Here is a 13,292-nt window from a genome sequence, read left to right as displayed (position 1 = left end):
CTTCAAGAGTCCGGCGCAAACAGGACCACTTTCGACAGGTGCCCTCGCCCGACTCACCGCAAAGCTGGGCACCCTTCAATGCGCCCTTTTGCTGCTGGGGCCGCTCACGCTCTCCGTATGGGGTCAGGGTAGCCTCACGATACCAGACACACCTCCGGCGATGTTCCTGGCCGTGGGCGATCTCAATGGCGACCGTCGTGCGGATATGGCGCTCGTCGATGCGCCGCCGGCGAAGCCTCAATCCGCCGCCCCTCCCTCTTTCCGCCTGCATCTGCTGTTCCAGAAGAACGGGAAGTTCACCATGCCAGCGGACAAAATCATCACGCTCGGTGAGACCAGGCCATCCGGTCTCTCCATTGGTGACTTCGATGGGGACAAACGCGACGACCTCGCCGTTGGCCTTCGTGTGCAGCGCTCGCTTAGCTTGTTCTTCGCTTCTGAAGGCTTTGAGAAAGAGCACAAGTCCTCGTATTTGAATGACAGTGGCGCGGGCGGGCTGTCCACAGGGAGCCTCAGCAAGCGCAAACAGGCGGACTTCCTCACCGGTGCAGCGTGGCGGCAGTGGCAGGGCAAGGACCGCTTTGGGGAGGCCTACTTTGCCGGTGCGGATCGCAATGACAACTGGCGCTCCACTCTGGCCGACATGGACCGCGACGGCATCGATGACGTCATCTTCACCACCTTTGGCTCCGACACACAGTATGGGCTGAACAACCGTCTCCGCATTTACTACGGCCCCTTTGCCAAAATGGGGGTCTTGCAACCCTCCGATGCCGCCGAGGTGCTGGTCCTGCACTCTCCCGTCATGGACAGTGACAAACCACTCCTTGGCCAGGTGATGACGGGCGACCTGAACGGCGATGATCAGCGCGATCTCGTCGTTCCAGCCCCCGCACAAACACTGGTTTATCTTCAGAACAGCCCCTCCGGTTTCAGTGAAAGGGCGGACCCCACCCTGGTGCTGAAAGACGTCACGCCACTGCTCGTCACCGATCTGGACGGCGACAAGCTCTGCGACATCGCCTTCCTCCCGACCGATGCCAGCAAGATTACCATTTGGTTTCAGAAGAGGAACCAACCACTGACTGCCAAATCTGCCTCGGAGGCACCTCACCTCAAGATTCCCAAGCTGTCTGGCGTGGTTGCCGCGGGTGATGTCAATGGCGACGGCCGCCAGGAGATCTTCGCCGCCCAGACCGGCGGCGGACTGTCCATCTTCGCCCTTCCGCGATGAGGTAGGTGTGATGGCGTAACGCAGAACTAGAAATACATCACTCGACCACTCCACGTTCCACTCACCACCGCCATGAAACGCATCACGCTCTTTCTTTGTCTATCCGCCGCCATCCACGCCGCCGAACTCCGCATCGGCTCGTCAACGGCCAGCATCACACCGGACAAGCCGGTGGCGCTGGCGGGCCAGTTTGGGACGCGCATTTCGCAAAGTGTCGAAGCTCCGATCATCGCCGCTGCGGTGGCGATTGAGTCGGTGGAAGGCGGCAAGGTGGTGGATCAGAGCATTCTCATCTCCTGCGACCTCGTGGGCATTCATCACTCGGTGCTGGCGCAGTTTCGGCAGCATTTGAAGCCGCTGCTGCCGGACTTCGATGTGCGGAAGGTCATCGTGTCCGCCACGCACACGCACACCGCGCCGGTGACGTCCGAAATTCCCGAGGAGACGTTGATCACGTATCCGATCCCGAAGGACGGCGTGATGCAGCCAGCGGAATACACCGCGTTTCTCGTCGAGCGAATGTCACAGGCCGCCGTGCAGGCGTGGAAGAGCCGCAAGCCCGGCGGTGTGAGCTGGACGCTCGGTTTCGCTCAGATCGGCGAGAACCGCCGCTCCGTCTTCGCCGATGGTCATGCGCAGATGTATGCGAAGACGAATGACGCACGCTTCCGCCACATGGAAGCCGGTTCCGACTCGGGAATCGAGACGCTGTTCTTCTGGAACGCCGAAAAGCAGCTTCAGGCCGTCGCGATCAATGTCGCGTGTCCGTCGCAGGAAGTGGAGAGCCGCAGTGCGCTCAACGCCGACTTCTGGCACGACGCACGCGAGCAGTTGAAGGCCAAATTGAATCTGCCTGACCTCACCGTGCTCGGCTGGTGCGGCGCGGCGGGCGATCAATCGCCGCATCCGCAGTATCGCAGGGACGCGGAGGCCCGCATGATCAAGCTGCTCGGCCTCACGCGTCAGCAGGAACTCGGCCGCCGCATCAGCAACGCCGTTTTCGACACGCTCGATGCCGCGAAGGCCGACATCCGCACCGACGCACCCTTCGGCCACATCGTCGAAGACCTGCCGTTGCCACCACGCAAGATCCTCGAACGCGAGTATGCGGACGCGAAGAAAAACATCGCGCAATACAGCGTCGTCGAGAAGCCGGACAACCGCGTCATCACGATGCTGAAGCTCGAACAGGGCATCGTGAAACGATTCGAGGAAGCGGACAAGCTGCCGCCCTACGACATGGAGCTGCACGTCCTGCGTCTCGGCGACATCGCTATCACCACGAACACCTTCGAGCTGTATCTCGACTGGGGCATCCAGATGAAGGCCCGCAGCCCCGCGCAGCAGACTTTTGTGCTTCAGCTCGCCAACGGCTGCGGCATGTATCTGCCCACCGCGCTCGCCATCCAAGGTGGCAGCTACAGCGGCCTGCCGCACGTGAACAAAGTCGGCCCCGAAGCCGGGCAGATCCTCGTCGATCAAACCGTGCGGGCCATGCAGGTTTTGTTTCCAGCCTCACCCGCAGCCAAATGACTCTCTGGGTTCCGACGGAGGGCGCTTTCCAAGCACCCAACACGGTTGTAAACCGGCCCTTCTCGAAACGCGGCGAAGCAGCCCAGAACACCTTTATGAGAATCAAAACGATCCCATTCGTTCCAGCGCTGCTGCTGTTCCTAGGGCAGCCCAATTTGTCAGCTGAGAATCTCTACGACTACAAGAAGCCGCGCGCGACCGTGGAATCCACCACCATCAATCTGGTGACGAAGCTGGCCAATGGGGCGGATTTGCCGCTCGTCCTGCTCATCGGCGATCCGATCACCGCCGGGCGCTATTCGGCGGGATTGAGCGCCGCGCTCAAAGAGCATGCCTATGTTTCGCTGCTGGGCACGTCAAAGGCTGTGGGCGATCCCGCTTTGCTCGACGAGATCCGGCTCGTGCTGCGGCAGAACGCCTATTCGATCATCCACTTCAGCTTCGGAATGCACGGCGATAGCGAAGGAATGCGTGATGGTCTTCCAGACGTGATCACCACCATTCAGCGCCATGCGCCGCAGGCAAAGCTCATCTGGGCTCCCACGACTCCGCGAATGCAAAGAGACGGCGGGCCTGACAAGGATGTCATCGAAAAGAACTCACTCGCGGCAGACCCTATCGCCAAGGCGGGCATTCCCGTGGATGATCTCTACACACTCGTCGCGAAGCACCCGACGAAGCTCTGGGATGCCGGTGGTGTCCACTTCACGACTGAGGGAACAGCGCTTTTGTCCGCGCAAGTGGCCCAAACCATCCTGCCGTTCCTTCCGGCGAGGCCAAAGCCGCTCAAGGTGCTCATGGTTGGCAACAGCCAATGCCCGCTCATCATCAACAACCGTCTGATCGAGAACCTGGCTGTCTCCGATAAGGGCGCTGCACTGATTCAGATCACCGGCTGCATCAAAGGCGGCTCCACTTTGAAAACACACTGGGAAGCCGGCACCGGTCCGACGACGGCGCGCGGAATGATCGCGGGCGGTTCGTGGGATTTTGTCGTGCTGCAGGAAATCTACGCCGCCACGGAAGCCGACATGCACCCGTATGCGCGTCAGTTTCATGAACTGATCAAGAGCGGCGGCGCCAAGACCGTGTTCTTTGGCACGGCCTCCATCATCAGAGACTATCCCCAAGGTTTCGATCGATTGCATCGCATCAATCTGGCCGCCGGTAAGGAACTCGGCAGCCAGGTCGTCGATTCCAGCCATGCGTATTTCAGATACCTCGGCAAGGAGCCGTCGGCTGAACGCATGGAGAGTCTATTCGCAAAGGACAAGATGCACCCGGGCCTGTGGGGCTCCTATATCTACGCCTGCGGGATTTACAGCGTGCTGAGCGGACGCTCTCCCATCGGTCTCGCCGCACCCGCAGACATGCCGCCCGACGTGGCCAGGGCGTTGCAATCCGCCGCATGGGAGCAGCATCAGGAAACCAAAGCTGCCCTTAGCCGGTGAGTAAAAGGCTTTACCTAAATGCTCAGAAAATCTTCCGAAAGGAACAACTCGGGCGCGTAATTTTCCAATCATGAAGTACCTCCCCATTCACGTCTTAGCGTTCCTCAGCCTTGCCGGCGCGGCATTCACCCAGGATGCGCCGAAGCTGCTGCGTGCGGGCATCATCGGTCTCGATACCTCGCATGTGCCGGCATTCACGAAGCTCTTCAATAACCCGAAGGCCGACGGGGATCTCGCAGGCATCAAAGTCACCACAGGCTACACCGGCGGCACGGACATGCCGGCGAGCAAGGATCGCAAAGAGAAGTTCACGCAGCAGCTTCGCGATATGGGCGTGGAGATCGTCGATAGCATCCCGAAGCTGCTCGAGAAAGTGGATGTCGTGTTGATAGAGAGTGTCGATGGCCGCATCCACCTCCAGGAGGCACGTGAGGTCTTCAAGTCGGGCAAGCCTGTCTATATCGACAAACCCGTCGCAGGCACGCTCGCAGAAGCCATCGCCATCTTTGAGCTGGCGAAGAAGAACAACGTGAAGACCTGGTCGAGTTCGTCCTCGCGCTTCGGAGCCGATTTGATCGCGATGAAGGGCAATGCCGAGATCGGAGACATCCTGGGGGTGACAACGTGGGGGCCGTGCTCGTATCAAAGCGGCACCCCCGACCTCTTCTTCTACGCCATCCACGGCATCGAGTCGCTCTACGCGCTCATGGGCACCGGTTGCGAGACCGTTTCGCGCACCAAAGGCCCCATCAGCGATCAAGTTACCGGCGTGTGGAAGGACGGACGCATTGGCACCTATCGAGGCATCGTCAAAGGCAAGTCGGAGTTCGGTGCGCTCGTCTTCGGTAGCGCTGGCGTGCGCCAAGGGGCCAAAACCATCAGCTACGAGGCCCTGTGCCGCCAGATCGGCAAATTTTTCCGAACCGGAGAGGCTCCCGTGAGCGAGGCCGAGACCATCGAGATCTTCACCTTCATGGAAGCCGCTGATGAAAGCCTGCGCCAGGGCGGCAAGCCCGTCGCACTCGCCGATGTCCTCGCCAAAGCGAAGGCCGAAGCGGCGGGAAAACTGAATCCTTAGTTCCAACTCCAACCTCCCATCCTATGCAAAACTTCACTCGCCGTCGTTTCTTCGAAGACTCCCTGATGGCCGCTGCGGCGGTCGCATTGCCTGCACCGATTTTCGCTGCAGAGACGAAATCCGTCAGCTCCAACTCCAAACTCACCGCCGCCATCATCGGTTGCGGGATTCGCGGCAAGGCGCACGCGCGCGAACTCGCGAAGCTGGCGGATTGCGATGTCGCGTATGTCTGCGATCCCGATCTCGATCGCGCGGATGAAGTCGGTGCGCTGCTGGTCGAACTGAAACGCCCGATGCCGAAGAAAGTGCAGGACCTGCGCGCTGTGTATGCCGACAAGTCCGTCGATGTCGTTTTCATCGCCACGCCGAATCACTGGCATGCACTCGCTGCCATCTGGGCGATGCAGGCTGGCAAGGATGTGTATGTCGAAAAGCCCGTGAGCCATAACGTGGCAGAGGGCCGGCGCATCGTGCAGGTCGCCCGCAAACTCGGCCGCATTTGCCAGACGGGCACGCAGAACCGCTCTCGCGCTCCTTTGGCCGAAGCAGTGAAATACATGCGCGAGGGCAAGCTCGGAGAAGTGAAGCTCGCGCGCAGCATCATGTATGGCGGTCGCGGCTCCATCGGCGGCCCCGTCGAATGCCCCACGCCGCCGCGCTGCGACTACAACCTCTGGGCCGGTCCCGCGCCGATGACGAAACTGACACGCAGCAAGTTTCACTACGACTGGCACTGGATGTGGGACACGGGCAACGGCGACCTCGGAAACAGCAACGTGCATGCCCTCGATGTCTGCCGATGGGGCCTTGGCGTCACGGGTTTGGGGCGCGGCGTCCTGAGCTACGGTGGCCGTCTCGGCTACACCGATGTGGGTGAGACACCGAACACACAGGTCGGCATCTTTGACTTTGGTGACAAGACCATTGTCTCCGAGACGCGTGGTCTGAAGACCGTGCCGTTTCATCCGACGATCAAGTCCATGTGGTTCTTTTACGGCACGGAAGGCATCATCGCCGAGACGAGCCTCTATGATCCGAAAGGCCAGCTCATCCGCGCCTTCGAAGGCCAATCCGAGAACCACTTCGCCAACTTCCTCCGCGCCGTCCGCAGCCGGCAACACACTGACCTCGCCGCCGACATCCTCGAAGGCCATCAATCCAGCGCGCTCTGCCACATCGCGAACATCTCGTATCGCCTCGGCCAGACTGCATCGCCCGCCGACATCGCAAAGCACCTTGGCGACATCAAGGTCCACGAGGACGTGCAGGAGACCTTCGAGCGCACACGGCAATCTATGAACGACGCCGGAGTCGATTTGGAGAAAACAAGGTTCACCCTCGGCCAACATCTGCGAGTCGATGGCGACAAGGAAAAGTTCATCGACAACGCTCAAGCCGATGCCCTGCTCGCGCGTCAGTATCGTGCTCCGTTTGTAGTGCTAGGTGAGAACGAAGTGTGACTCAGACTGACGCCTCACACCAAAACGACCATGAAACACATCCCCTTCGCAGCAACGATCCTGCTCACCTGCACGGCGATCACCCACTCGTGGTCTCAAGACCTCTACGACTACAAAAAGCCGCGCGAGTCGCAGAACTGGACCACCATCTCGCTCAAGACCAAGCCTGCCAACGGCCCCGATCTGCCGCTGGTGTTGCTCATCGGCGATTCCATTACCGTTCGTTATGCCGCCGAGGTGGGCACGGAACTCAAGGGCAAGGCCTACGATTCCCTGCTCGGCAGTTCGAAGGCCGCGAGCGATCCGGCGTTGCTCGATGAGATCAAACTCGTGCTCCGGCAGAATGTTTACTCGGTCATCCACTTTAACTTCGGGCTGCACGGCGACGTGGCCGATGTGCGCACCGGATTGCCCGATGTGATCGCCACGATCAAGCGATACGCTCCCAACGCCAAACTCATCTGGGCCACCACCACCCCCTGCCAGCAGAAGGACGACGTCCCTGATGAGAGGGTGATCGAAAAGAACAAAGCCGCCGCCGAACACATCCAGAAGGCCGACATCGCCGTGGATGATCTTTACGCACTGGTCGCGAAACACCCCGCGAAGCTATGGGACGCTGGCGGCGTGCACTACACTGCGGAAGGAACGGCGATTCAGTCCAAGCAGGTAGCCCAGGCCATCACACCTCTCTTGCCGCAATGAAAGCACTGCTCAGCGCCTTTCTGTTGGCTTCACTGATCGGCGTGCTGAATGCCCAGGAATCCGCACCACTCCTCGCAGGCACCGCCAAAGTCGAAATCACGCCCGCAGCCGATCAGGCGGTCAATTTGGTGGGCCAGCCACTGCAACTCCGCGATCCCTTGTTTGCGCGAGTGCTCGTGCTGAAGACTCCGCAGACCTCCATGGCCATCGTCTCCGTCGATCTCATCGTCTTCGCTTCCAAGAAGGTCATTGATGAGGCCAAAGCGAAGTATGGCCTCGATCACCTCATCCTCTGCGCAACTCACACGCATGCAGCGCCTGCGCCACGCGGCATGCTTATCAAACCACCTGCCGCGCCGGATTGGACACGCAGCCCGAAGGCACCGGCGGAGGTCATCGACTGGCCCGGCTTGTCCGCCGATCCTTGGTATGCCGCCACCGAGGCCAAAGTCATCGCCGCTATCGGTCAGGCGATGCAGAACCTCTTTCCGGCACGACTCGCGGCAGGCAAAGGCCCATTCGAGAGCGCTTACATGGCCCACAATCGGCGACTCGTGCGCGTCGGCATCGTCAGTGCCATGTGGGAGAATCCAGACCGCCGACCGACAAAGCCAGTCGATCCAACGGTCGGCGTCATTCGCGTCGAAGACATGACCGGCAAGGTCCGCGCCTTCGCCGTGCAGTATGCCTGCCACCCCGTGACGCTCATGGGTGCAGGGGTGGTCTCACGCGACTATCCAGGAGCCATGGTCGATCACATCGAGCAAGAACTCGGTCCCGACTGCATGGCCATGTTTCTTCAGGGTGCCTCCGGCGATCTTGATCCCTATGACTTGCACAATCTGCGAGGCGAAAACCGCTTCAACATCGCCAAACAAGCCGGCATCTCGCTCGCCAATGGTGCGCTGCGAATCGCCCAAAATCTCAAGCCGCAATCAGCCAGCGCGATCCAGGTGCAGGAAAGCCTGCTTACCATCCCCAATCGCCACGGCAACCTCAGCACCGACGTCGGTCTTCTCACCATGGCGGTTGGCCGCGAACTCGCCCTCGTCGCCATCCCCGGCGAACCCTTCATTCAGCACCAACTCGATCTCACCGTTCAATCCCCCATCGCTAACACCTTCATCCTGGGTCTCGCGTATCACGGCAAAGGCACGCCCTTCGTCGTCTATATCCCCACCGCCCAGGCGGTGAAAGAAGGCGGCTATGGTGCCAGCGAGTGCAGCTTTCTCGCACCAGAGGCCGGCGAGAAAATGGTGAGCGAAGCGGTGGCTCGACTTCAAGACATCGCATCCCCGCCGAAGGCTTCGAAATGACCGATTCCATCATCCCCAACATGAAGCGCTTCCCGGAAACTCTCGTTGCTTTTCTGCTGGCACTGCTGGCCTGCCTTCACGCTGAAACAGTCACTCCGAAGGCCGGCAAACTTGAGTCCGAAAACATCATCGCCGTCTATGGCGACGCCTCCATCGCTCCGACCCCGCCGCCGGGCTGGAGTTTTCATTGGAATGCACGCGGCAATCTCGGCGACTCCGCAGGCTACGCTCCCTTGAGCTACGATGAAAAAGCGAGGGCGTATGGAGTGCGTGATGCGTCGGGAGCGCTGCGGACCGATGCGCCGGGGCACACCATTTCGCGGGGCATTGGCTACCTCGATGTCTCGGCGATGCGTGACAAGGATGGCGTTGCGCGGTGTTACGTCGCGTCATACAAACTCAGCGCCGACTCGGTGGGCGAGGTGTGGATCAATCACGGCAACTTGCGCACGCCGCTCAGCTATGGCACCGACTTGCGGGTCTATGTAAATGATCAGTTGAAGGCGCAGTCGCTCATCAAGAGGGACCGCTTCGCCCAGGTGTTTCAGTTCTACCTCGGGCGCTTGAAAAAGGAGGACGTCATCCACGTCGCCGTCGGTCCCTCAGAGAACTCGCCCAAAGCCGCAGGTCGGCTTTTTTATATCATCGAGGATTGTCAGGCGGGCCAGAAGCCTGCAAAGCCGGTCAACATCATCTCCCCGGCGCTCCACGCGTCCGCGCCGCAGTTCGGAGCGGACGGCAAAATAGGCACCGCCTATGCGGACAAGCACAAGGCGCAGTGCGCAGCGGTCGTGGCGACCCGCCCCGACCTAGTCTTCATCGGTGACTCCATCACCGCACGCTGGCCGCAGGAAGTGCTGGAGGCTCGGTTTGGCAAACATCGTCCCATCAATCTCGGCATCGGCGGCGATTGGATTCAAAACGTCCTCTGGCGCGTGCAAAACGGCACGCTCGACAAGGCCGCGCCCAAGGTCGTCGTGCTGCTCATCGGCACCAACAACCTCACTGGGAAGTTCACTCCCGACGAACTCACCGCGGACCTCGGCGCACTGCTCAAAGCGATCCAAAGCAAGACACCCAGAAGCAAAATCCTCCTGCTGGGCATCCTTCCGCGCGGGGCCTCGATCAAAGACGAAATCAACGAATCCATCCGCCAGACCAACGCCAAGCTCGCCACGCTGGCGAACAATGAGCAGGTCTTCTACCTCGACATCGGCGACAAACTCGTCGAGCCCGATGGCACCATCAGCCCAGCGGTGATGCCCGACAAACTCCACGTCGCCGGTCCCGGCTACACACGCTGGATGGAGGCGATGGGTCCCACCCTTGATAAGCTGCTGAATGAACGCCCCTGATTAAAAAAACCGCCATGAAACACACCCCCGCACTCCTCACCATCCTGCTACTGACCCTCTGTATCTCTGTGCCCCTTTCCGCAGCGCCGCTCGTGAAGGACGGCAAGGCGACGGCCGAAATCGTCATCCCGAAGGACGCCAATCCGATCGTGAAGGCAGCCGCAACGGAGTTTCAGGGCATCATCGCCAAGATGTCGGGCGCTAAACTCGATATTGTGAACGAACCAACCGGCAAGGTGAAGACCAAGGTCTGGTTCGGCGAAAACGAGATGACGAAAAAGATCGGGATGGACCTCAAGGAGGTCAAACACGACGGCTACAAGATTATCGTCAAAGGCGACGATGTCATCGCGGCAGGGGTCGATAACGAATGGTATAAGCACTTCGGTCTCAGCGAGGACAACCTCTACCGGGTCCAAGACAAATGGCTGAAGCACACAGGGCACAACTGGCGCTCGCCGATGTTCATGGAAGGCCTCTACAACCAATGCCGCGAAAGGGATGCGTCGAGGAGCCTTGGGTTTCACGATGGCATTGACTCCACCGGCACCCTTTTCGCCGCCTACGCGCTGCTCGAACAGCTCGGGTTCCGCTGGTATATGCCCTTCGCTGACATCGGGCAGGTCATCCCCGAAAAGAAGGATATTTCCGTTGCCGATCAGGACATCAAAAGCGAACCGGCCTTCCGTTACCGCAACTGGAGCCACTGGCGTGGCTGCCGCGATGAAGCCATGTGGTTCAAGTCGCTTGGCGGCGGGATGAGCGAGTTCATCTTCTTCTACCATGCCGCAGGGCGTATCCTCGACGGCAAAGAAGACCCCGAGTGTGCCGGAAAAGTCAACGGGCAGGCCGACTTCCGGGTGCCGAAACTCTCTGGCGAAAAGTTCCGCTCAACTTTCCTGCAGTATCTGGAGTCCGCCAATACCTTCTATCCGAAGATGCTTCCGTATGTCAGCTTCAACCAGCCGGACGGATGGAGCACCATCGGAGACGAGGACGTGGCCAACGGATGGGACAAACTGAAGGAGCGTGGCGATTCCGGGCGCTACAGCGACTACGCCTGGGATTTCAATGCGAACATGCTCGAGCGCTACAACCAGAAGTATCCCGGCAACCAGCAGCGCAAGGCCTTCTACGCTTACTCCGGCACGGTTGGCGTGCCCACCCAGCTCAGTGGCAAGTTCATCCCCGAAGACATGACCTGCGTCTTCGCAAACACGACGGCCTATGACCACCTTAACCCTGATTTTATCGGCATCATGAAGGAGTGGTTCAAGTGCGTCAAACAGCCGGAACAGTTCATCTATTACGACTACCTCTACGACCGCGGTCCCCACCGCAACTACCCGCCAACGCCGTATATTTTCACGGAAAGCCTGAAGCAGCTCTTCAAAAACGTCACGCCCGATAAGTGTCAGGGATTCCTTCTCGAATACGACGCCCCCTTTGGCGGCATGACAAAACCCGAAAACCAAAACACCAACATCGGTTGCCCGGCACAGACGCATGTTATGATGTATCTCTACTCGAAGCTCATGTGGGATCCGAAGGTGGATGTGGACAAGCTGCTCGCCGAATACTACACGCTCTACTACGGCCCCGCTGCGGAAGAGATGAAGGCGCTGGACAAGTTCGGCGAGGAGATCTGGATGCGGAAAGCCCCACGCCGCGTGACGGCTTCTTCAGGAAACTTCAAGGAGGAGGATGTGACGAAGCTCTTCGACATGTTCGGCAAGGCCCGAGCGAAAACCGAAGCTGGCAGCATCTATGCGAAAAGGCTCGACCGCCTCGCCTCTGAAATGGAACCCCTCAAGCGGCTGTTCGTGAACCTGCATCGCAAAGGTCCGACCATCCAAGCCGGACGCTACGCCGAAGACACCAAGTGCGACGGCGACTTCACCAAAGCCTTCTGGAAGACCGTGCCATCCTATCCGCTGAAGGACATGTTCACCAGTGCCAAGCCCGACCATGTCTCCACCTCCGTAGCCTTCCGTGCCACGCCGACCGCCTTTTACCTCGCCATCGAGTGCCGCGAGCCAAAAATGGACCGCCTCCACGACCGCACCAAAGCGCGCGACGACTCGGGCATCTGGTCCGATGATTTTGTCGAAATACGGTTAGAGACACCGACCGGCCGCATGCCTGTCATCAACATCAATCCCGCTGGTGCCATCTTCGATCAGGACACCACCGACCCAAACGTCGCCAACCTGCCAGCCTTCTACAGCGTGACCGACTACGCTGTGAAGAAACACGCCGACAAATGGTGTGTCGAGATCCGCATCGACTACGCCTCGCTCGGAGCGCTCATCCCCAACGTCTCAGCCCCATGGGGCATGCAGGTCTCGCATCAGCGACTCGCCGGAGACAAGCCCGAGTTCTACCAGCTTTCGCCGACAGGCAAGGCGTTCAACAAGAACTTCGAGATGATGGCAAACATCACGACGAACAAACGATAGAGGAACATACGATGATGCTCGTTACTATTCAAAGCGGCCGGAATGGCATTTCTATGGGAAGCCCGGTGTTCCCAGTCATGCGGACCTCATTGCCGCGCGGGACAACATCATGAAGCAGAGCGCAGAGTCGAAGCCCTGCACCTCCCGCGCAGCGTCTTGGAGAAGTTCTACAACGGCAACGCCAGGCGCATTTACAAGCTGGACGCGACCACGAAATAGCTGTGCCGCATTTCAGTGAACTGAAATCGAGACGAACGGGACCGCGTCAAACCCCACTGATTCACTCCATCCATCTCAAACGGGTGCCACGCTGATCCAAGGCTGACATCATCGCGCTACCTCGAACGGTGCTCCGGTGCGGGCGCGGACGTCGTCGAGATTCACGCCGGGATGCAGTTCCGTCAGCACGAGGCCTCCGCCCGGCTTGACCTCAAACACACAGAGGTCGGTGATGATCAGGCTGACCACGCCTTTGCCCGTGATGGGAAGCGTGCACTGCGGAAGAATCTTCGGACTGCCGTCCTTGGCGCATTGCTCCATGACCACGACCACGCGCCGCACGCCGGCAACCAGGTCCATCGCTCCGCCGGGTCCCTTCACCATTTTTCCCGGCACCATCCAGTTCGCGATGTCGCCGTTGGCGGCAACTTCGAGCGCGCCGAGAATCGACAGGTCAATGTGACCACCGCGGATCATGGCAA

General features: G+C 59.8%; 10 protein-coding genes. 9 read left to right on the top strand and 1 reads right to left on the bottom strand.

What is annotated here, in order from left to right:
- The 9 genes from ACKVY0_RS18795 to ACKVY0_RS18755 form a co-directional block, all read left to right on the top strand.
- A partial coding sequence (locus ACKVY0_RS18795) for an FG-GAP repeat domain-containing protein (RefSeq protein WP_409216372.1) occupies positions 1-1,234 on the top strand: 1,234 nt, incomplete at its 5' end.
- A gap of 72 nt (positions 1,235-1,306) precedes the next feature.
- The gene (locus ACKVY0_RS18790) at positions 1,307-2,767 is read left to right on the top strand and encodes a hypothetical protein (RefSeq protein ID WP_409216371.1); all 1,461 of its coding nucleotides are present in this window, start codon (positions 1,307-1,309) and stop codon (positions 2,765-2,767) included.
- Positions 2,768-2,862: 95 nt separating this feature from the next.
- Entirely contained in the window at positions 2,863-4,218 is a 1,356-nt protein-coding gene (locus tag ACKVY0_RS18785; RefSeq protein ID WP_409216370.1) for an SGNH/GDSL hydrolase family protein, read from the top strand.
- Between the two features lie 70 nt (positions 4,219-4,288).
- The gene (locus ACKVY0_RS18780) at positions 4,289-5,296 is read left to right on the top strand and encodes a Gfo/Idh/MocA family protein (protein WP_409216369.1); all 1,008 of its coding nucleotides are present in this window, start codon (positions 4,289-4,291) and stop codon (positions 5,294-5,296) included.
- Positions 5,297-5,319: 23 nt separating this feature from the next.
- Complete coding sequence (locus tag ACKVY0_RS18775) at positions 5,320-6,756, top strand: Gfo/Idh/MocA family protein (protein WP_409216368.1); 1,437 nt, start codon at positions 5,320-5,322, stop codon at positions 6,754-6,756.
- A gap of 30 nt (positions 6,757-6,786) precedes the next feature.
- A complete protein-coding gene (locus tag ACKVY0_RS18770; RefSeq protein WP_409216367.1) occupies positions 6,787-7,461 on the top strand; it encodes an SGNH/GDSL hydrolase family protein in 675 nt (224 codons plus the stop codon).
- Positions 7,458-8,777 carry a hypothetical protein gene (locus ACKVY0_RS18765; RefSeq protein ID WP_409216366.1) on the top strand — a complete coding sequence of 440 codons (1,320 nt, stop codon included), beginning with the start codon at positions 7,458-7,460 and terminating at the stop codon, positions 8,775-8,777. The genes ACKVY0_RS18770 and ACKVY0_RS18765 overlap by 4 nt, the downstream gene beginning before the upstream one ends.
- Positions 8,774-10,132 carry a GDSL-type esterase/lipase family protein gene (locus tag ACKVY0_RS18760; RefSeq protein WP_409216365.1) on the top strand — a complete coding sequence of 453 codons (1,359 nt, stop codon included), beginning with the start codon at positions 8,774-8,776 and terminating at the stop codon, positions 10,130-10,132. Before ACKVY0_RS18765 ends, ACKVY0_RS18760 begins: the two co-directional genes overlap by 4 nt.
- 14 nt (positions 10,133-10,146) lie before the next feature.
- Positions 10,147-12,591 carry a DUF4838 domain-containing protein gene (locus tag ACKVY0_RS18755; protein ID WP_409216364.1) on the top strand — a complete coding sequence of 815 codons (2,445 nt, stop codon included), beginning with the start codon at positions 10,147-10,149 and terminating at the stop codon, positions 12,589-12,591.
- 327 nt (positions 12,592-12,918) lie between these two features.
- On the opposite strand, the gene ACKVY0_RS18750 is transcribed toward ACKVY0_RS18755, so the two are convergent.
- Positions 12,919-13,292, bottom strand: a 374-nt coding sequence (locus ACKVY0_RS18750; protein WP_409216363.1) for a CoA-transferase, incomplete at its 5' end; no start/stop codon positions are given.

Source organism: Prosthecobacter sp. (genome assembly GCF_046154365.1).
In the GTDB taxonomy this organism is placed as follows: Bacteria; Verrucomicrobiota; Verrucomicrobiia; order Verrucomicrobiales; family Verrucomicrobiaceae; genus Prosthecobacter.
Note: the sequence above shows the minus strand (reverse complement) of the source record. Positions and strands in the feature narration are given on the sequence as shown.

What these genes read in the sequence shown, in the direction of transcription:
- ACKVY0_RS18790 (WP_409216371.1), top strand. Translation starts at nt 1,307, where the DNA reads ATGAAACGCATCACGCTCTTTCTTTGTCTATCCGCCGCCATCCACGCC.
- ACKVY0_RS18785 (WP_409216370.1), top strand. Translation starts at nt 2,863, where the DNA reads ATGAGAATCAAAACGATCCCATTCGTTCCAGCGCTGCTGCTGTTCCTA.
- ACKVY0_RS18780 (WP_409216369.1), top strand. Translation starts at nt 4,289, where the DNA reads ATGAAGTACCTCCCCATTCACGTCTTAGCGTTCCTCAGCCTTGCCGGC.
- ACKVY0_RS18775 (WP_409216368.1), top strand. Translation starts at nt 5,320, where the DNA reads ATGCAAAACTTCACTCGCCGTCGTTTCTTCGAAGACTCCCTGATGGCC.
- ACKVY0_RS18770 (WP_409216367.1), top strand. Translation starts at nt 6,787, where the DNA reads ATGAAACACATCCCCTTCGCAGCAACGATCCTGCTCACCTGCACGGCG.
- ACKVY0_RS18765 (WP_409216366.1), top strand. Translation starts at nt 7,458, where the DNA reads ATGAAAGCACTGCTCAGCGCCTTTCTGTTGGCTTCACTGATCGGCGTG.
- ACKVY0_RS18760 (WP_409216365.1), top strand. Translation starts at nt 8,774, where the DNA reads ATGACCGATTCCATCATCCCCAACATGAAGCGCTTCCCGGAAACTCTC.
- ACKVY0_RS18755 (WP_409216364.1), top strand. Translation starts at nt 10,147, where the DNA reads ATGAAACACACCCCCGCACTCCTCACCATCCTGCTACTGACCCTCTGT.